Genomic DNA, 19,250 nt, shown 5'->3' on the forward strand with positions numbered 1-19,250 from the left:
AACCGCCATGGCAACGCCACTGCACGAAGCCGACGGGCAGGTCTATGTCGCCCTGAGCCAGCTGATGGCCCTGGAGTTCCAGGCCCGTTCCCTGAGCTTTGTCGCCCGCCAGCCACAAGCCAGCATCCTCGCCGGCAACCACGCCTCGCGCCTGCGCGGGCGCGGCCTGAACTTCGACGAACTGCGCCGCTACCAGCCCGGCGACGATCTGCGTCACCTGGACTGGCGCGCCACCTTGCGCACCGGCAAGGCGGTGGTGCGTACCTTCACCGAAGAGCGCGACCGCCCGGCACTGATCCTGGTGGACCAGCGCATGTCGATGTTCTTCGGCTCGCGGCGGGCCTTCAAGTCGGCCCTGGCCGCAGAACTGGCGGCGCTGGCGGCGTGGATGGTGTTCCAGGCCGGTGACCGGGTCGGCGGCCTGGTGTTCAACGACCAGGGCATCGACAGCCTCGCCCCGCTGCGTAGCCGCAAGCGCGTGGAAGCCCTGTGCAGCCGGATCGTCCAGCACAACCAGCAACTGCACGCCGGCAACCCCGACCATGAGGGCGACGCGCAGTTGGACCGGGTGCTGCAGCAATGCCTGAACCTCGCCGCCCACGACCACCTGGTCTGTATCGTCAGCGACTTCGCCGGCACCAGCTCGCGCACCCTGCAGTACCTGCGCCAACTGGCCCGGCACAACGACGTGATCGCCCTGCAGGTCTACGACCCCCTGGCCCTGGAACTGCCGCACAACGGCCGGCTGCTGGTGACCCAGGGCCAACTGCAAGTGGAACTGGCGGTGGAGCAGCGCCAGGTGCACCGCCCCCTGGGGGACTTCCTCAGTGGCCGGCTCAAGGACGTGGCCAGCCTGCTGCGCCGCAGCCAGGTACCGCTGATGATGTTCAGCACGGCCCAGGAGGCCCTGGGGCAACTGCGCAGCGAGCTGGGCAGGCTGGGAGCGCCGCGGCGATGAACCCGACCCTCCCCAGCATCGACCAGTTGCAGGAAATGCCCCTGCCACCACCGCCCGCCTACCTGCCGCAGACCTGGGGCTGGGCCGTGCTGCTGGCCCTGCTGCTGCTCGGCGCCCTGGCCTGGGGCGCCCGGCGCTACTGGCGCTGGCGCCGGGATGCCTATCGGCGCGAAGCGCTGGCGCAACTGGCCCGGCTGCAAGCCAGCAACGAGCGCATCCATGCCCTGCGCGCCTTGCCCGAACTGCTCAAGCGCGTGGCCCTGTCCATGCCCCCTGCCCCCCACGCATCCCGTGGGCGCCGGCTTGCCGGGGAAGCCGTTGCCACAGCCACCCGCGCTTTCACGGGCAAGCCGGCGCCTGCTGGCCCGCGGGGGGTGGCGGGGCTGCGAGGGGCGGATTGGCAGGCCTTTCTGCAACAGCATTGCCCGCTACCGCTGCCCGAGGATTTCAGCCAGCAACTGGCCCTGCTGGCCTACGCCCCCCAGGCGCAATTGCAGGCCCTGTCGCCCGCCCAGCAACAACAGCTGTTCGAGCAGTGCCGCACCTGGGTGGAGCAGCATCATGTGGCAGCTTGACTCTCCCTGGCTGTTGCTCCTGCTGCCGCTGCCCTGGTTCGGCTACCGCTGGCTGCCCGTCTACCGCGAGGCCCGCAGCGCGGTGCGGGTACCGTTCTTCGCCGCCATGAGCCGCGCGGTCGGCCAGGCGCCGCAACCGTCCGGCAGCCGCCGCAACCGCGGGCAGTTGCTGCTCAACCTGCTGGTCTGGGCCCTGCTGGTGCTGGCGGTGGCGCGGCCAGTGTGGGTCGAGCCTCCCCTCGAACAGCAGCGGCCGGTACGCGACCTGATGCTCGCCATCGACCTCTCGCAATCGATGCAGACCCAGGATTTCAACGACGCCAACGGCCAGCGGATCGACCGTCTGAGCGCAGTGAAAGAAGTGGTCCAGGGCTTTATCCAGCGGCGCAAGGACGATCGCCTGGGGCTGATCGTGTTCGGCAGCGGCGCCTTTGCCCAGGCGCCCCTGACCCTGGACCACGCCAGCCTGAGCCTGTTGCTCGAAGACAGCGGGATCGGCATGGCCGGGCCCAACACCGCGATTGGCGACGCCATCGGCCTGGCGCTCAAGCTGCTGGAACAGGCCAATGAACCAGAAAAAGTGCTGATCCTGCTCACCGACGGCAACGACACCAGCAGCGCCATCACCCCACAACACGCCGCCGCCATGGCCGCAGCCAGAGGCGTAGTGATCCATACCATCGGCATCGGGGACCCCAGCGCCGAAGGTGAAGCCAAGGTCGACCTGTCGGCCCTGGAGCAGATCGCCCGGACCACCGGTGGCCGCTACTTCCGCGCCGAGGACCGCAGCGCCCTGGACCAGGTCTACGCCACCCTCGACCGCCTCACCCCCCATCAAGTGCAGACCCTGCGCCACCAGCCCAAGCGCGATTTGTTCCATTGGCCCCTGGGCGCGGCCCTGGGCCTGCTGGTGCTGTATCACCTGCTGGCCTGGCTGGCGCCGCGCCTGCGCCCGAGCCGGGTTCGCCCGCCGCAGGAGGCCTGAAATGCAGATCAACCTCAGCGACCTGCACCTGCTGCGCCCACTGTGGCTGCTGCTGATCATTCCCGGGGCCTTGCTGCCCTGGCTCTGGCAGCGCCGGCATGACCTGCAGGCCCGCCTGCGGGGCACCATTGCCCCACACCTGCTGACGCACCTGCTGGTCACCCCGCAGGACTCCCAGCGCCTGCGGCCGGTGCATCTGCTCAGCGCGCTGCTGGTGCTGGGCGCCCTGGCCGCTGCCGGCCCCACCTGGGAACAGGACCGCCCGGATTTCCTGCACAACCGCGCACCGCTGATCATCGCCCTCGACCTGTCCCCCTCGATGAACGCCAGCGACCTGCCGCCCAGCCGCCTGGAGGCCGCCAAGCACAAGCTGCAGCAACTGGTGCAGCAACGCCGTGGCGCCCGCACCGGGCTGATCGCCTACGCCGGCAGCGCCCACCTGGTACTGCCGGCCAGCGACGACCCGGCCTTGCTCGACAGCTTCATCCAGGCGCTGGGCAGCGAGCTGATCCAGCGCCCGGGCAAGGATGTGCTGGGGGTGATCCGGCAAGCCCAGCGCCTGCTCCAGGCCGAGCACAGCCCCGGCAGCCTGCTGCTGATCAGCGACGGCGCCGACACCTCGCAATTGGCGGCGATCAAACAGCAACTGGCCGGCAGCCCCTTGCAGGTACTGATCCTCGCGGCCGGCAGCAGCGACGGCGGGATCATCCGCGACGCCAGCGGCCAGCCGCTCACCGACAGTGACGGCCGCCCGCAACTGGGGCGTTTCGACAGCGCCGCGCTCAAGCAACTGGCCGCCGCCAGCGACGCGCCCCTGGGCAGCCTGACCCTGAATGACGACGACCTGGACTGGGTGCAGTTGCATGCCCAGCAGCATTTCACCGCGGCCAGCGCCCCCGACCGGCAACTGCAATGGAAAGACGCCGGCTACTGGCTGTGCTGGCCACTGCTGCTGTTGGCGTTCTGCTGCGTGCGCCGCGGCTGGAGCCTGAACTGGCTGGGTGCCCTGCTGCTGGGCCTGGGCTTGAGCCTGCAAGCGCCGACGGCCCGGGCCAATACCTTGGCCGACGCCTTCTTCAGCGCCGACCAGCAAGGCCGCTGGGCCTTCGAACACGGCCACTACCCGGCCGCCGCCGCGCTGTTCACCGACCCCTACTGGAAAGGCATCGCGGCTTATAAAGCGGCGGACTTCGACCTGGCCCTGGCCAGCTTCGCCCGCCTGGACAGCGCCGCGGCGTATTTCTACCTGGGCAATATCCATGTGCGGCGCTTCAAGTTCGACGAGGCCATCGCCGCCTATCAGCAAGCCCTGAAGTTGCAGCCCCGGTTTGCCGAGGCCCGCGCCAACCTGGCCCTGGCCCAGGCGCTGAAAAAAGACACCGAGAGCGCGCAGCAGAACGCCCCCGAGGTCAAGCCCGATGCCATCAAGTTTGACAAGCCTGCGGGCAAGGGCCAGAGCAAGAAGGTCGAGACCCAGCAGGCCGCCAGCGACGAGCTTTGGCTGCAGAACCTCAGCACCTCCCCGGCGGCGTTCCTGCGGCAGAAGTTCAGCCTGCAGGATCTCGACAACACCACGCCGCAGGTGACGCCATGAACCCTGTAGCGTTGAGAGGTCTGTGGGCAGTGGCGCTTGGGTTGATGCTCTGGGGCTGGCAGGCGCTGGCGGCAGAGCCGCAGTTGCGGGTGCAGGCCCAGTTGCAGCCCGATACCTCGGTGATGGTCGGGCAAACCCTGCAGTTGCAGGTCGATGTGCTGACCAATACCTGGTTCACCCAGGCCGCGACCCTGCCGGAGCTGCAACTGCCCGGGGCCCTGGTGCTGGCACCCGACGGCGAAGCCGAGCACTTGAACCAGACCCTCGACGGGCAGCCGTTCTTCGGCATGCGCTACCGCTACCGGATCACCCCGCAACAGGCCCGCTCGTTCCAGATCCCGCCCCTGGTGGTGCGCGCCACCCCGGCCCAGGCCAGCGCCGAACAGTCGGCGCAGACCCCGCCCCTGGCCTTCAGCGCCAGCCAGCCGCCGGGCTTCGCCCCGGGGGAAACGGTGCTGGTGGCCGATGATCTGCGCCTGACCCAGACCCTGCGCTTGTCCACGACACCAGCGGCGGTGGGCGACACCCTGGTCCGCGAATTGACCCTGCAGGCCGACGGCCCGCCGGGGTTGTCCCTGCCGCCGCCGCAAACGGCCGCCGTGGTCGGCCTGGAGGCCTACCCGGTGGCCCCCCGCATCAGCAACCTGGATGACGGTCGCGGGCATATCAGCGGTGGCCAGCGCATCGATCGCCTGAGTTACAGAGTCCAGCGCCCCGGGCACTACCAACTGCCGGCGCTGCGGATCAAATGGTGGAACAGCCAGGCGCATCGGGCCCAGGTCAGCGAGTTGCCGGCCTTGAGTTTCGAGGCCACGGCCGCCAGCCGCTATCAACCGGTGTTTTCCATCCGCGACGATCTCCAGGCCCTGGGCCGGCAAAACCCCTGGCGCATTTCCCAGTACCTGGTCGGCCTGGCCCTGCTGCTGGCGCTGAGCATGTTGGCTCTGTACCTGGGCCGCCCCTGGTGGCAACGCGGGCAGCAGGCCTGGCAACACTGGCGGGCCGCCCGCCAGGCTGCCTGGGAGCACTCCGCCGCCTGGGCCTGGGAACAGGTGCCGGGCCAGCTCAAGCAGCAGCCGCCGCAATTGGGTGCCCTGTACCTGTGGTGTCGGCGCAGCAGCGGCCGCCTCGATCTGGCCAGCCAGGGCCCGCGCCTGCGCGCCCTGCTGCAGGCCTGCTATGGCCCGGCGCCCCACGCCGGTGCGGCGCTGGAGCAACTGCGCCAGGCGCTGCCGGCGCTGCACGCCGAAGGTACGCCGCAAGCCCCTCCTCAAGGCCACGGCCTGCGCCCCCTCAACCCCCGTCACGAGAAGGATTTCCCATGACACTTCCAGCCCCCTGGCGCGTGCGCCACCTGCCCCTCCTGCTGCTGTTGCTGGCCGCCCCGCTGCTGGCCCTGGCCAACAGCGACCCCTTGCCCTCGTGGAAGGACGGCCCGAGCAAGCAGGGCATTCTCGCCTTCGTCCAGGCGGTGACCACCCAGGGCGGCCCGGACTACGTGAAACCCACCGAGCGCATTGCCGTGTTCGACAACGACGGCACCCTGTGGAGCGAGCAGCCGGCCTATTTCGAGGTGCTGTTCGCCTTCGACGAAATCAAGCGCCTGGCGCCCCAGCACCCCGAGTGGAAGACCCGCCAGCCGTTCCAGGCCGTGCTCGAAGGTGATCACCAGGCCCTGGCCGCCAGCGGCATGCACGGCCTGCTGCAGATCATCGGCGCCACCCATACCGGCATCAGCAGCGAAGCCTTTATCGACAATGCCCGGCGCTGGCTGGCCGAGGCCCGCCACCCGAAGACCGGGCGGCCGTTCAACCAGATGATCTACCAGCCCATGCTGGAAATGCTCGACTACCTGCGCAGCCAGGATTTCAAGACCTACATCGTCTCCGGCGGCGACACCGCCTTCATGCGCGCCTTCGCCGAAAGCGCCTACGGCATCCCGCCGGAACAGGTGATCGGCAGCAACTTCGTCACCCAGTGGCAGTTCCAGGACGGCCAGCCTTCGATCCTGCGCACCGCCAAGCTGGCCCACAACGACGACGGCCCGGGCAAGCCGGAAAGCATCGACGGGATCATCGGCCGGCGCCCGCTGCTGGCTTTCGGCAACTCCGACGGCGACCTGCAGATGCTGCAGTGGACCGCCGCCGGCAGTGGCAAGCGGTTCATGGCCCTGGTGCACCACACCGACGCAGCGCGCGAGTGGGCCTACGACCGCAAGTCCCAGGTCGGGCGCCTGGACCAGGCCCTGGATCAAGCACAGCAGCACGGCTGGACGCTGGTGGACATGGCCGCCGAATGGCGGCGGATCTACCCCTTCGAGCCCCTGGCACCCGAGCAAGCGCAATGACCACAGGAGAAGCAACAACAGACGCAAGGCAGGACAGCACTCAACGTGGCTCGCCCCAGGCGAGCGAACCCGAAAAAGGAGCAAGTCAGATGACTCGCATACGCAAGTGGCTACCCAAGGCCGCCCTGGTGGCGACCGCGGTGATGGCGCTCTCGGCAACTGCCGGGGCGGCAGAGAAACCCAATATCCTGGTGATCTTCGGCGACGATATCGGCCAGACCAATATCAGCGCCTATTCCATGGGCGTGGTCGGCTACAAGACACCGAACATCGACCGCATCGCCAAGGAAGGCATGCTGTTCACCGACTACTACGCGGAGAACAGCTGCACCGCCGGGCGCTCTTCCTTTATTACCGGGCAGACGCCGCTACGCACCGGGCTGTCCAAGGTGGGCATCCCCGGGGCCCCGGTGGGCCTGCAAAAACGCGACATCACCATCGCCCAGGCGCTGAAGTCCCAGGGCTACGCCACCGGCCAGTTCGGCAAGAACCACCTGGGCGACCGGGATGAGTACCTGCCCACCGCCCACGGTTTCGACGAGTTCTTCGGCAACCTCTACCACCTCAACGCCGAAGAGGAGCCCGAGCGCCCCTACTGGCCCAAGGACGACCCGGACTTCGTCAAGGCCAACTCGCCACGCGGGGTGATCCACAGTTTTGCCGACGGCAAGATCGAGGACACCGGCGCCCTGACCAAGAAACGCATGGAGACCATCGACGACGAAACCACCGCCGCCGCCCAGGCCTTCATCGAGAAGCAGGCCAAGGCCGACAAGCCGTTCTTCGTCTGGATGAACACCACGCGCATGCACGTGTTCACCCATGTGCGCGAGTCCATGGCGGGCCAGAGCGGCATGCCCGGCAACGAATACGCCGACGGCATGGTCGAGCACGACAACGATGTGGGCAAACTGCTCAAGACCCTCGACGACCTGAAGATCGCCGACAACACCATCGTCGTCTACACCACCGACAACGGGCCCAACCAGTTCTCCTGGCCGGATGCGGCGACCACGCCATTTCGCAACGAGAAGAACTCCAACTGGGAAGGCGCCTACCGGGTGCCGGCGATGGTTCGCTGGCCGGGCAAGGTCAAGGCCGGGGAAGTCTCCAACGAGATGTTCTCGGGGCTCGACTGGTTCCCCACCCTGCTGGCGGCGGCCGGCGACAGCGGGGTCAAGGACAAGCTGCTCAAGGGCTGGGCCCCCACCACCGGTGGCGCCAGCTTCAAGGTGCACCTGGACGGCTTCAACCAGTTGCCCTACCTGACCGGCCAGCAGCCCAAGGGGGAACGCCACGAGTTCTACTACTTCAACGATGACGGGGTGCTGGTGTCGATGCGCTTCGACAACTGGAAAGTGGTGTTCTGCGAGCAGCGCCAGCCCGGCGGGTTCAGGGTCTGGAGCGAGCCGTTCGTATGCCTGCGGGTGCCGAAGATCCTCAACTTGCGGATGGACCCCTACGAGCGGGCGGACGTGGTGTCCGACCAGTTCTATGACTGGAACACCAAGAATGTCTACCTGGCCGGGGTCGCGGTGACCAAGTCGGCGAAGTTCCTCGAGACCTTCATCGAATACCCACCGAGCCAGAAACCGGCGAGCTTCAGCATCGACCAGATCCGCGCCGCGGTGGATGCCAAGATCGCCGAGAAAATGAAGGCTCAACCGGCCCAATGACCCGACGCCGCCCGGCCCACCGGGCGGCCTCTCCCCCCACACAGCAGGCGTCGGCTTGCCGACGAAGAGGCCCGCAAGCCCTGCGTCATCCTCGCCAACGCCTTCGCTGGCAAGCCAGCTCCTACGGGCGGGTACGCATATTCCCTGTAGGAGTCGGCTTGCCGACGAAGACGTCCGCCAGTCTTGTACTACGCTTGAGTCCGCATTCGCCGGGACTCCGGCACCTGCCCATCCGTAGGGCATTTCGATTTCTGCATAAGGCCATGGAACATGAGTTCTCCCCTCTCGCGGCCACACCTTGCCAGCCACGGCCTCGATACCCGCGCGCAGTGGTGTCCGGCACTGCTGTTATTTGTCTCCGGCGCTGCGGCGCTGATCTTCCAGGTGCTGTGGATCAAGCAACTGTCCCTGGTGGTGGGGGTCGAGGTCTATGCCATCACCACTGGTATCAGCGCCTTCTTCGCCGGGCTGGCCCTGGGCGGCTGGCTGTTCGGCCGCCTGGCCGACCGGGTGGCCAATCCCTGGCGCCTGTACGCGCTGCTGGAATTGCTGGTGGCGCTGACGGCCGTGGGCGCGACCCTGGCCCTGGCCGGCGCCGCCGCACCCTTCGCTGAACTGGCCCTGCACCTGGGCCTGCTGGCCTGGGGCCTGCCACTGCTGCTGGTGGGCGCCCCGGCGGTGCTGATGGGCGGCACCCTGCCGGTGCTGGTGCGAGCCCTGGCGGCCGACCCGGGGCAACTGGGCCGCGCCGGTGGCAGGCTGTACGCAGCCAACACCGCCGGGGCAATTGCCGGCACCCTGCTCAGCGCCTTTGTGCTGATTGCCACCCTCGGCGTGCGCGGCAGCGCCCTGGCCGCCGCGCTGCTGAACCTGCTGGCGGCCCTCGGTGCCCTGGCCCTGCAACAACAGCAGGTCCTGCCCGCCAGCGCGCCGGCAAAGCTGGCCCGCAACCCGCGACCGGCACGCCTGGCCCTGCTGCTGTACAGCCTCGCCGGCGGCGTGGCCCTGGGCTACGAGGTGGTCTGGTCGCAGTCCATCGTGCCGTTCATGAGCACCCGCACCTACGCCTTTGCCGTAGTGCTGGCCACCTACCTGGGCGGGCTGTTCCTGGGCAGTAGCCTGATGGCCCCGCGGGCCGACCGGGTACGTGACCCCTGGGGCCTGTTCGGCCTGCTGATTACCGGTGCCGGGCTGCTGGCCCTGCTGGAAATGGCGCTGCTGGGGCGCTGGCTGATCCTCGCCCAGACCCAGGTCGAAGCCCTCATCCTCAGCCTGGGGGGCAGCCCGCTGCTGGGCATGAGCGGGCGCTTTGCCGTGGCCGCGCTGTGCATCGTGTTCGTGCCCACCCTGCTGCTGGGGGCGGCCTTCCCCCTGGCCCTGCGCCTGTGCTGTGACGGCCGCGCAGTGGGCCGCGACGTTGGCGCCGTGCTGGCCTGCAACACCCTGGGCGGGATCATTGGCGTGGCCCTGTGCGGCTTCGTGCTGATCCCCTGGCTGGGGCTGGTGCGCACCCTGGGGCTGCTGGCGCTGATCGCAGCGCTGGTGGGCCTGCTTGCCGTGCGCCAGGGCCCCGGGGTGAACAAGGGCCGGCGCCAGGGGGTGGTTGCCCTGGGGCTGCTGTCCCTGGCCGTGGCCCTGCTGACCCCGCCCCAGCGCCTGGCGCAACTCCTGCCCGGGGCCCGCCACGCCGAACTGAGTTTCTACCAGGAAGGCCGCGGCGCCACGGTGGCGGTGGTGACCCAGGGCCAGCCCGAGCGGCGCTTCCATCGCCTGTATATCCAGGGCGTGTCGAACACCGGCGATGCCATGCCGTCACTGCGCTACATGCGCATCCAGGCCCTGCTGCCGCTGCTGATCCACAACGGCGAGCCGCGCTCGGCGCTGGTGATCGGCTTCGGCACCGGGATCACCGCCGGGGCCCTGCTGCGCTACCCGGGGCTGGAACAGCGGGTGGTGGCGGAATTGCTACCGGCGGTACTGGACGCCGCGCCGCTGTTCCAGGGCAACTTCAATGCCGCCAGCGACCCGGGCATTCAGATCCGCCTGCAGGACGGGCGCCAGGCACTGCTGCGCAGCCCGCAGAACTATGACCTGATCACCCTGGAACCGCCGCCGCCCTCCGCTGCCGGGGTGGTCAACCTGTACTCCCGGGACTTCTACCAACTGGCCGCGCGGCGCCTCAACACCCAGGGCCTGGTGGCCCAGTGGCTGCCCCTGCCGACCCAGAACACCGAAGACTCCCGCGCCCTGGTGCAGAGCTTCCTCGAGGTCTTCCCCTACGCCACCCTGTGGACCAGCGAGTTCCACGAGATGCTGCTGGTGGGTTCCCCGGACCCCATCGAGCTGGACGCGGCCAGGATCGAGCGGCGCTTTGCCCAGGACAGCGTGCGCAGCGCCCTGGGGGAAGTCGGGGTCAATTCCGCCCAGGCGCTGCTGGCCACCTGGGTCAGCGACCGCGACGGCCTGCAGCGCTTTGCCGGCGATGCCCCGGCGGTCACCGATGACCGGCCGCGCATCGAGTACGCACCCTGGGTGCGGCCACGGGAGATCAACCGGGTTCTGCCGGAACTGCTGAACCTGCGCCATCCACCGGTGCTGGTGAATGTCAGCCCCGAGTTTCGCCAGCGGATGAACCAGGAAAGCCGCAACCTGATGCAGTTCTACCGCGCCAGCCTGCACGCCTATGAGGGCGACCGCGAAGCCTGGGCCCGGGAGATCCGCGAACTGCTCCAGGTGGATGGCGGCAACCCCTACTACCGCTGGTTCGTCGGCCAGTGAGCTGAAGCGCCCATCCCGGGCCGTTGCATGCGGCCTGGGACTTTTTTTCAGGAAACCGGTAGGGTGCGCAGTTTCAGCGCGCCACTGCCCGGGCGCGGCGGTCTTTCATGGAGTCGTACCGCCCAATGAGTTGCTGGACCCTGCTCGGCCTGCCGGCCACCGCCGATACCCGCACCATCAAACGCCACTACGCCAGGCTGCTCAAGCAGACCCGCCCGGATGAAGACCCGGTGGCGTTCCAGCGTCTGCGCGAAGCCTATGAATCGGCGCTGGAGCAAGCCCGGTGGTTGGGCATGCAGGAGCAGGATCCACACCCGGACGAAGACCCGGTGCCGCTGGCCGGGCAGGCGCCGCAGGGCCCAAAGCCGCTGTCGCCGGCGCAGCGAGTCGCCCCCTTGCTGGAGGGCATCCGCATCGAACAACTGGACCTGCGCTATCAGCAGGCGATCCAGAGCGACTGCCTGCTGGAGTTCGAGCTGGGCCTGTTGCGCCACTGCGTGGAACGCCCGGACCACTCGCAACAGCTGCTGGCCTGGGCCTTTGCCACGTTCCACTGGCTCAGCGCCTGGCAGCGCCTGGAACTGCCGGAGTACCTGATCGATGCATTGCTGGAACAGTGCCAGGAAAAGCTCTTGCAGCCCCTTCAGGACGCTCTGGCCCAGCGCGACGACCAGGCTCTGCTCCAGGCCTACGCGCAACGCCAGCAGCAGCCCTGGCTGAACAGCCTGGACCAGGGCCAGTGGTTCAACCTGCAACTGGTGGAGCTGCTGCTCAACAGCCCCTACTGGTCCAGCCCGGGGTTCGCCGCGGTGTGTGCCGGCCAGGGCTGGCACAACGGTGCGGACAACGCCTGTCCGGCGCTGGAATGGGAGCGCCTCAAAGCCCGTGACGAAGCACCGGTATTCATTGCCCGCCAGCAGGCCCTGGCCACCCAGGCGCCGGCCAGCCCGCAACAGCGCGCCGCCTACCTGCTGCTGGCGCCCATCAGCTTCACCCGCCGGCGCAACTTCGCCCGGCGCCTGCGCCCCGATGACTGGGCCTGCTGCCGCCAACTGAGCTCGCGGCTGCACGCCAATCACCCCGAGGTATCGGCCGGCATGCCCGGCGGCACGCCGTTCTTCTGGCGCGACTGGGAGTTCGCCTTCAACGCCTGGCCCATGTACCTGGGCATTGTCCTCGCCTGCCTGGCGGGGGCCGTGGCCCGCTATGCGCCGCAAGCCGGCAGCCTGGGGGAAATCATCGGCGTGACGCTGTTCTGGAGCACCTGTTTTGCCGGCGCCGGGGCCCTGCTGGGGTGGCTCTGGCAGCCTCTGGCTCACCGCCTCTGGGCACGCGACCAGGCACTCGGCGCACGCCTGCCGCACTGGCTCGACCCGGACCGTGAGGTGCTGGTCCTGCGCGACCTGCTGCCGGCCCTGCTGGTCAGCAGTGCCCTGGGATATTTCTGCGGCCCGGTCAGCGCCGCCACTTACCTGGCCGTGCTGCTGGGGGTGGCGAGCCTGCGGCGCCGCGAACTCAAGGCCCAGGCTTCCTGGGAAAAACCCGCTCCCTGGCGCCGGCGGCTGTTGATCGGCCTGGGCTGCATGGTGCTGGTGGCAGGCCTGGGCAGCCTCCAGCTGTTCACCAGCCAGCGCGCGCTCAACCCCAACCAGGGCCTGCAGCAATGGAGCGAACGCCTGTGCGCGCGCATGCCCGCCAATGCCGAGGGCTGCGCGGCCCCGGCCACCGCCCGCCAGTGGTACGGCCAGGAGGGGCAGCCATGAACCCCAATTGGTTGCTGCCCATCGGCCTGGTTCTGGGGTTGACGCTGGTCGGCCTGGCCGGGGCCAGCAAGCCCCTGGGGCGCCTCGACCTGTGGCTGGACCACCAGGACAGCCCGAGCACCGCCCAGGCCAATGCCCTGGCACCGATCGTCAATTGCATGAACCAGGTGGATGTACCCTGGCGCCTGGCCCACCAGGCCTTCATGGCCGAGGGTGCGCCCCGGGCCAAGGCGCCCGAAGCCTACGACCTGTATGCCTACAGCCACCAGGACATCGACGCGCTGTACCGCCTCAACTGCCCCGGCAGGATCACCGATAAATTGCAGGTCCTGGCCCCGGACAGCCCTTTGCTCCCCGCCACCGTGCGCTATCTGCAAGTGCTCGGGCCCTTCGCGGCCCTGACCAAGGATTCCTTCATGCGCAAAATGGGCATCGGGCGGCCCCTGACCGAGGCGCAACTGGATGAGTTTGCCCGCCAACTGGCGCAACAGAGCGAGGCTTACCTGGAAGCTTCCAATGCCGTGCGCCGGCTGCTCCCGGCCCTGGATATCGAACCGCGCAGCCAGCAACTGCTGCGCCTGGAGCAACGCCTGGGGCGCAATGCCCACTGGGCATTGCTCGATTACATGATCCAGGCCCGCAGCACTGTGGAGTTTGTCGAGGCAGGCGTACGCCAGCAAAGCCTGACCCCGGACCAACTGACGCAGGTCACCCGGCAGTTGCGCCAGACCTGGGACGCTCGGCAGCAGTACCTGAAAACAGGCCAGCCGGACAAGAACACCGAGCAGGTGCTGTACCTCTGGCAACTGATCGCCCAGCCCGGCGAACAGTACCTCAAGGCGCTGGACACCCTGCACCGCGACTGGCAGCAACATGCCGAGCCGCAACGCCTGAGCGACGACTACCACGCAGTGACCCAGGGTTACGACCAGATGCTCTACCACTACAACAAACTGGCGCGCAGCCAGTACTGAAACCGAACGATGGCCGCGGCACCTTTCAAGATGCCGCGGCCATCAACGGTCGGTCACTTTTTCTTCAGTTGCAGGTAGGACTGGTGCATGTCATAGGCCCAGCCGTCGATGACGTTCTTCACGTCGCTGGCCTGCATCACCTGGGTGTCGTTTTCCAGGGGCTTGCCGGTGCCTTTGCGGACCACTTCGGCAATCACCGCGTGGGTGCTGCCATCCAGGAACGCCGCCTCGGTGGCCAGGGTGGTTTCCTGGTCGCGGATGCCACTGGCGGTGCTCACCGCCGCCGCCACCAGGGCCACGGGAATGATTTCATAGGGCTTCAGGCCCTCGGTCTTGCTGGTGACTGCGGTAATCGCCGCGCGCACCACGATCACTCCCGGGCCCGGGCCGGTGGCCAGTGGCAGGGATTTGCTCACCTCGCGCTGCAGTGCCTGGTCGTAGTAACGGGTGATGGCGGTCAGGGTGCTCTGGGGGATCTTCGCCGTCGGCTGCGGCTGCGGGTAGAACTGGGTCGGTTCGATGTACACGCTGCTGTAGTTGCTCAGCTTGAGCTTGGGATCGATCCAGCGCATCACCTCCACGCCGGAGGGCGACTTGGCTTCCTTGAGCTGGCTGTAGTCGCTGAGAAACCCGGAGTACTCGTCAGGCTGGGGCACTTTGCTGGAACAGCCCACCATCCCGAGGGTGGCAAGGCACAGCGTGCTGAGGGTCAGAGCAAGCTTCATGTGTAACTCCTGTAGGTGCAGCAGCCAGGGACTGGCTAGGGGAAATTAAGGTATAGCCAAAAGCCGGCGCTTTGCCCCGCCGGCGCGGGTTGTTTGTCACGGCTTGCGGGCTGATTCACAGCCCGGATTTGACAGACCGGCAGCTGCCGTCAAAGCTCCATCGAGCCTGAGAGTGCCGATCAAGGCACCGCATTCTGGATACGGACGTCGCAATGCCCAAGCCGAAGAAGAGTAACCCACGCCCGACACCCCCTGCTTCAACTGCACCTTCGCCCCACCGCTATCTGTTCCCCTTCGGCGCCCTGCTGTTGCTGCTGGTGCTCGGCGGGCTCGTCTGGTTCCTGCTGGCCGAACCGCCCCGGCTGGCGGCGCCGCAGGTGGCTGCGGCCCCGCCCCCCGCCCAGCCCAAGGCCGTGCCGGCGCTACCGGCCGCCCAGTACGTCGATGAACAGGCCTGCCAGGGCTGCCACCAGGCCCAGGCCAGGGACTGGCAAGGCTCGCACCATCAACTGGCGATGCAGGAGGCCAACCCGCAGACGGTGCTGGGCAATTTCAATGAACAGCGTTTCAAGGCCGAAGGCGAAAGCACCCGGTTGTTTCGCCGCGGGACCGAGTTCTGGGTCAACACCCCCGGAGCCGACGGCAGGCCCGCGGACTTCAAGGTGGCCTACACCTTCGGCATCGAGCCCTTGCAGCAATACCTGATCGAGGTCGGCCAGGGACGCCTGCAGGCCCTGGGCGTGGCCTGGGATACCCGCAAGCAGCAGTGGTTCCACCTGTATCCGGGCCAGGGCGTTAACTTCAAGAACCCGCTGCACTGGAGCAAGCCCAGCCAGAACGCCAACTTCATGTGTGTGGAATGCCATACCACCGGCTACCAGCGCAATTTCAGCGCCAGCCAGGAGCGCTTCGACAGCCGCTGGAACAGCCTCGGCGTTGGCTGCCAGGCCTGTCACGGCCCGGCCTCCAACCATCTGCAGGCCACGGCCAGCAAGGCCACCCTGGCCAACGCCGGCTTCGCCGTGGACCTCAAGGCCGCAAGCGCCACCCAGGAGATCGAGACCTGCGCCCGCTGCCACGCCCGGCGCGCGCCCCTGGGCGACGGCTACCACGTCGGCCAGCGCCTGATGGATGACTACCTGCCCAGCGCCCTGACCCGGGAGCTGTACGCCCTGGACGGCAAGATCAAGGACGAGGTGTTCGAATACGGCTCCTTCGCCCAGAGCAAGATGTTCGACAAGGGGCTGCGCTGCAGCAATTGCCACAACCCCCACAGCACCCAGCTCAAGGCCCCGGGCAACGCCGTATGCCTGCAATGCCACAACCCCGCCGGCAAGAGCGCGGCAGCCGGCATCGACGGACGCGGGTTGCAGGCCAAGGATTACGATTCCCCCGACCATCACCGGCACACCCCCGGCCAGCCCGGTGCGCAATGCGTGGACTGCCATATGCCGGGCAAGGTCTACATGGGCAATGACTATCGCCATGACCACAGCTTCAGCCTGCCCAACCCGCTGCGGGCGCAGAAGCTTGGCACGGCCGATGCCTGCCTGAGCTGCCACCAGGGGCAACAGGCCGGCGAACGCATCAGCCGGCAGTTCCAGTTATGGACCGCCAACAGCCCACCCCAGCCACCACGCTACGACGACAGCCTGTGGTTGATCCGCGGCGGCCACCCAGGAGCAGCCCAGGCGTTGCAGGAACAACTGCAGCGCAGCGATCTGCCACCGATCCGGCGTGCCACCCTGCTGGCCGAGCTGGCCAACTATCCCAGTGCCCAGGCACTGCAACTGGCTACCCAGGCCCTCGGGCATGCGGACCCCCAGGTGCGCGAAAGCGCGGTGCGAGCCACCAGCGCCCTGGTGCCGCCGGCCGAACGTGGCCCGCTGTTGGTGCCCCTGCTGCAAGACCCGGTCAAGGCCGTGCGGATCACCGCGGCTCGCGACCTGCTGGGCGCCGCGCGCAGTGGCCTGGGCCCGGCTCAAGGGGTCTGGGACAAAGCCCTTGGCGAATATGAGGCGGTGCAGTTGAGCCTCGTGGAGCGGGCCGAAGCCAACCTCAACCTGGCCATGCTCTACCAGGCCAGCGGGCGCGGTGCCGAGGTCGAACCCTACCTGCGCGCAGCCTTGCGCCGCGACAGCGACTTCTTCCCGGCCCTGGTGACCCTGGGGCAGTGGCTGGAAGCCAATGGCCGCAGCCAGGAGGCGCAGCAACTGCTGGCCCAGGCCCTGCAACAGCACCCGGAGTCGGCGCTGCTGCAGCACACCCGGGGCCTGAGCCTGATTCGTGGGGGCGACACTGCCCGGGCCATGGCCGCCTTGAAAAAGGCCGCCGAGCTGGAACCGCAGAATCCTCAGTACGCCTATGTGCTGGCAGTGGCCCTGCACGACAGTGGCCAGCAGGACGCTGCCAACCGTCAGTTGCAAGCGCTGCTGCAGCGCCAGCCGACCCAGCGCAATGCGCGCCTGAGCCTGATCCAGTACTACCTGGAGAGCGGCCAGGAACCCAAGGCCCAGGCACTGATGCAGCAATGGAAGCAGCTCAACCCCGGGGATCCGGCGTTGCAATAGGCAGGGTGGCAAGGAGGGCTCGGTTACCCGAGCCCCACTAAAACCAATCAAATAGGATTAACTATCAATTTTAATCTATTGATTTTAAAAGACAATTTATTCTAGAAATTACATTAACCAGCGCAACCGCGCGCCACCTTCAGCGCCGACGGAACAGCGGTCGCGGCTCGATCACCGAGCGGCCATAGAGCACGCTCATCCCCGCCAACCCTTTGAGTGCGTCCAGCGCGCACTTGTCTTCACGCACGGCAAAGCTGTCGAAACCGCATTGGCGCATATGGCTCAACTGGTCGCGCAGCACATCGCCAATCGCTCGCAATTCGCCCATCCAGCCCAGGCGGGTACGCAGCAGGTAGGCCTGGCTGTAACCCCGGCCATCACGAAAGCTGGGGAAGTCCACGGCGATCAGCGGGATCAGCTTGAGCCAGGGCTTGAGGCTTTCCACTTCGTCATCCGGGCCGATCCACACTCCGTCCCGGGCCGGGTGATGCTCGATGCGGCGCATCAGCCACAGGGCCAGGGGCAGAATCAGCGGCCCGTCCGGCAATGCGTCGTCGACCCCGCGCACCAGGCTCCAGGCATCGTCTTCCACCCGTTGGGCCTCGCCTTCGTGCAAACGCAGCAGGTTGTTCATGCCAGCGCCTCCAGGGCCTTGGGATAGACCCGCTCCTTGAACGGCTCCAGGCCGATGCGCTGCAGGGTCTCGACGAAGGGTTCGTCGCTTTCCCGGTAGCGTACGAAGGTGGCGATGATGCGTTCGATCACCTCGGGGATTTCCTCGGCGCTGAAGGACGGGCCGATCACCTTGCCCAGGGCGCTGTCACGGCCCTTGGCCCCGCCCAGGGTGACCTGGAACCACTCGCTGCCGTTCTTGTCGACGCCGAGGATGCCGATATTGCCGATGTGGTGATGGCCGCAGGCGTTCATGCAGCCGGAAATGTTCAGGCTGATGTCCCCCAGGTCGTGGAGGTAGTCCAGGTCGTCGAAGCGCTGCTGGATGGCCAGGGTAATGGGGATCGAACGGGCGTTGGCCAAGGCGCAGAAGTCACCGCCCGGGCAGGCGATGATATCGGTCAGCAACCCTGCGTTGGCGGTCCCCAGGCCATGCTCGCAGGCCCGCTGCCAAAGCTCGAACAGGCGCGACTTGGGCACATCCGGCAGGACGATGTTCTGTTCGTGGGCAATGCGGATCTCGCCAAAGCCGTAGTCCTCGGACCAGTCGGCCACCGCTTCCATCTGCTGGCCGGTGACGTCACCGGGTGGCGAGGCCGGGCCCGGCTTGGTCGACAGCACCACGCAGGTGTAGCCCGGCACCTTGTGCGGGTGCACGTTGCGCGCCACCCAGCGGGCGAAGGCCGGGGACTCGGCCAGGTGGCTGCCGTACTCCAGGTCGGTGTCCGCCAGGCGCTCGTAGATCGGCGGCACAAAGGCGCTGGCCACCCGCTGGAATTCGTCCTCGGTGAGCTGCGCCGGGCCGTCCCTGAGGTGCTGCCACTCCTCCTCCACTTCCCTGGCGAAGGCCTCGATGCCCAGGGCCTTGACCAGGATCTTGATCCGCGCCTTGTACTTGTTGTCCCGCCGGCCGTAGCGGTTGTAGACCCGCAGCACCGCTTCGACATAGGACAGCAAGTGCTGCCAGGGCAGCCCGTCGCGGATCTGCAGGCCGAGGATCGGCGTGCGCCCCAGGCCGCCGCCGACTATCACCCGCAGGAGCATCTCGCCGTTGCGGGCACGGTAAAGATAGAGGCCGATGTCATGCATCATGATCGCCGCGCGGTCCTGCTTGGCCGAGCAGATGGCGATCTTGAACTTGCGCGGCAGGAATAGGAATTCCGGGTTGATGGTGGACCACTGGCGCAGGATCTCCGCCAGGGGGCGCGGGTCCAGGTATTCGTCGCCGGCCACCCCGGCAAAGGCTTCGGTGGTGATGTTGCGCACACAGTTGCCGGAAGTCTGGATGGCGTGCATCTCCACTTCGGCCAGGCGCTGCAGGATATCCGGCACCTGGGCCAGCTCGATCCAGTTGAACTGCAGGTTCTGCCGGGTGGTGAAGTGGCCGTAGCCGCGGTCGAAGTCCCGGGCAATGCTGGCCAGGGTACGCATCTGCCGGGCGCTGAGGGTGCCGTAGGGAATCGCCACCCGCAGCATGTAGGCGTGCTTCTGCATATACAGGCCGTTCTGCAGGCGCAGGGGCAGGAACTCCTCCTCGCTCAGTTGGCCGCCCATGAAGCGCTCGACCTGGTCGCGAAACTGCGCCACCCGCTCAAGCACCAGGGCCCGGTCATAGTCGTCGTACTGATACATG

14 protein-coding genes are annotated in these 19,250 nt (G+C 67.6%); 11 read left to right on the forward strand and 3 right to left on the reverse strand.

The features are described 5' to 3' along the window. Positions 1 to 7: 7 nt before the first annotated feature. From BLS75_RS04950 to BLS75_RS04995, 10 genes are all read left to right on the forward strand, one after another. A complete protein-coding gene (locus BLS75_RS04950; RefSeq protein WP_072450495.1) occupies positions 8 to 958 on the forward strand; it encodes a DUF58 domain-containing protein in 951 nt (316 codons plus the stop codon). Then, complete coding sequence (locus tag BLS75_RS04955) at positions 955 to 1,533, forward strand: DUF4381 domain-containing protein (protein ID WP_072450497.1); 579 nt, start codon at positions 955 to 957, stop codon at positions 1,531 to 1,533. The genes BLS75_RS04950 and BLS75_RS04955 overlap by 4 nt, the downstream gene beginning before the upstream one ends. Next, positions 1,520 to 2,518, forward strand: a complete 999-nt coding sequence (locus tag BLS75_RS04960) for a vWA domain-containing protein (protein WP_072450499.1) — start codon at positions 1,520 to 1,522, stop codon at positions 2,516 to 2,518. Before BLS75_RS04955 ends, BLS75_RS04960 begins: the two co-directional genes overlap by 14 nt. 1 nt (position 2,519) lies before the next feature. Continuing rightward, on the forward strand, positions 2,520 to 4,112 hold the full coding sequence (locus tag BLS75_RS04965; RefSeq protein ID WP_072450500.1) for a VWA domain-containing protein: 1,593 nt from the start codon (positions 2,520 to 2,522) through the stop codon (positions 4,110 to 4,112). Further along, positions 4,109 to 5,437, forward strand: coding sequence for a BatD family protein (locus BLS75_RS04970; RefSeq protein ID WP_072450502.1), 1,329 nt, complete (start codon positions 4,109 to 4,111; stop codon positions 5,435 to 5,437). The genes BLS75_RS04965 and BLS75_RS04970 overlap by 4 nt, the downstream gene beginning before the upstream one ends. Next, a complete protein-coding gene (locus tag BLS75_RS04975; RefSeq protein WP_072450504.1) occupies positions 5,434 to 6,459 on the forward strand; it encodes an HAD family hydrolase in 1,026 nt (341 codons plus the stop codon). Before BLS75_RS04970 ends, BLS75_RS04975 begins: the two co-directional genes overlap by 4 nt. A gap of 89 nt (positions 6,460 to 6,548) precedes the next feature. Continuing rightward, positions 6,549 to 8,135, forward strand: a complete 1,587-nt coding sequence (locus BLS75_RS04980) for an arylsulfatase (protein ID WP_072450506.1) — start codon at positions 6,549 to 6,551, stop codon at positions 8,133 to 8,135. A gap of 270 nt (positions 8,136 to 8,405) precedes the next feature. After that, positions 8,406 to 10,913, forward strand: coding sequence for a fused MFS/spermidine synthase (locus BLS75_RS04985; protein ID WP_072450508.1), 2,508 nt, complete (start codon positions 8,406 to 8,408; stop codon positions 10,911 to 10,913). A 125-nt stretch (positions 10,914 to 11,038) separates the two neighbouring features. After that, positions 11,039 to 12,676, forward strand: coding sequence for a J domain-containing protein (locus tag BLS75_RS04990; RefSeq protein ID WP_072450510.1), 1,638 nt, complete (start codon positions 11,039 to 11,041; stop codon positions 12,674 to 12,676). Next, the gene (locus tag BLS75_RS04995; protein WP_072450512.1) at positions 12,673 to 13,650 is read left to right on the forward strand and encodes a DUF3829 domain-containing protein; all 978 of its coding nucleotides are present in this window, start codon (positions 12,673 to 12,675) and stop codon (positions 13,648 to 13,650) included. Before BLS75_RS04990 ends, BLS75_RS04995 begins: the two co-directional genes overlap by 4 nt. A 53-nt stretch (positions 13,651 to 13,703) precedes the next feature. Here BLS75_RS04995 and BLS75_RS05000 read toward each other — a convergent pair whose 3' ends face one another. Further along, entirely contained in the window at positions 13,704 to 14,375 is a 672-nt protein-coding gene (locus BLS75_RS05000) for a DUF3313 domain-containing protein (protein WP_011061129.1), read from the reverse strand. Positions 14,376 to 14,587: 212 nt separating this feature from the next. Between BLS75_RS05000 and BLS75_RS05005 the strand changes: the two genes are divergently transcribed. Next, complete coding sequence (locus BLS75_RS05005) at positions 14,588 to 16,945, forward strand: tetratricopeptide repeat protein (RefSeq protein ID WP_072450513.1); 2,358 nt, start codon at positions 14,588 to 14,590, stop codon at positions 16,943 to 16,945. 139 nt (positions 16,946 to 17,084) lie between these two features. Here BLS75_RS05005 and BLS75_RS05010 read toward each other — a convergent pair whose 3' ends face one another. Both BLS75_RS05010 and BLS75_RS05015 read right to left on the reverse strand, forming a co-directional pair. Next, complete coding sequence (locus BLS75_RS05010; protein WP_011061127.1) at positions 17,085 to 17,579, reverse strand: DUF934 domain-containing protein; 495 nt, start codon at positions 17,577 to 17,579, stop codon at positions 17,085 to 17,087. Next, entirely contained in the window at positions 17,576 to 19,249 is a 1,674-nt protein-coding gene (locus BLS75_RS05015; protein WP_011061126.1) for a nitrite/sulfite reductase, read from the reverse strand. The genes BLS75_RS05010 and BLS75_RS05015 overlap by 4 nt, the downstream gene beginning before the upstream one ends. Position 19,250 lies beyond the last annotated feature (1 nt).

Source organism: Pseudomonas sp. NFPP12 (genome assembly GCF_900103205.1).
Taxonomy (GTDB): Bacteria; Pseudomonadota; Gammaproteobacteria; order Pseudomonadales; family Pseudomonadaceae; genus Aquipseudomonas; species Aquipseudomonas protegens.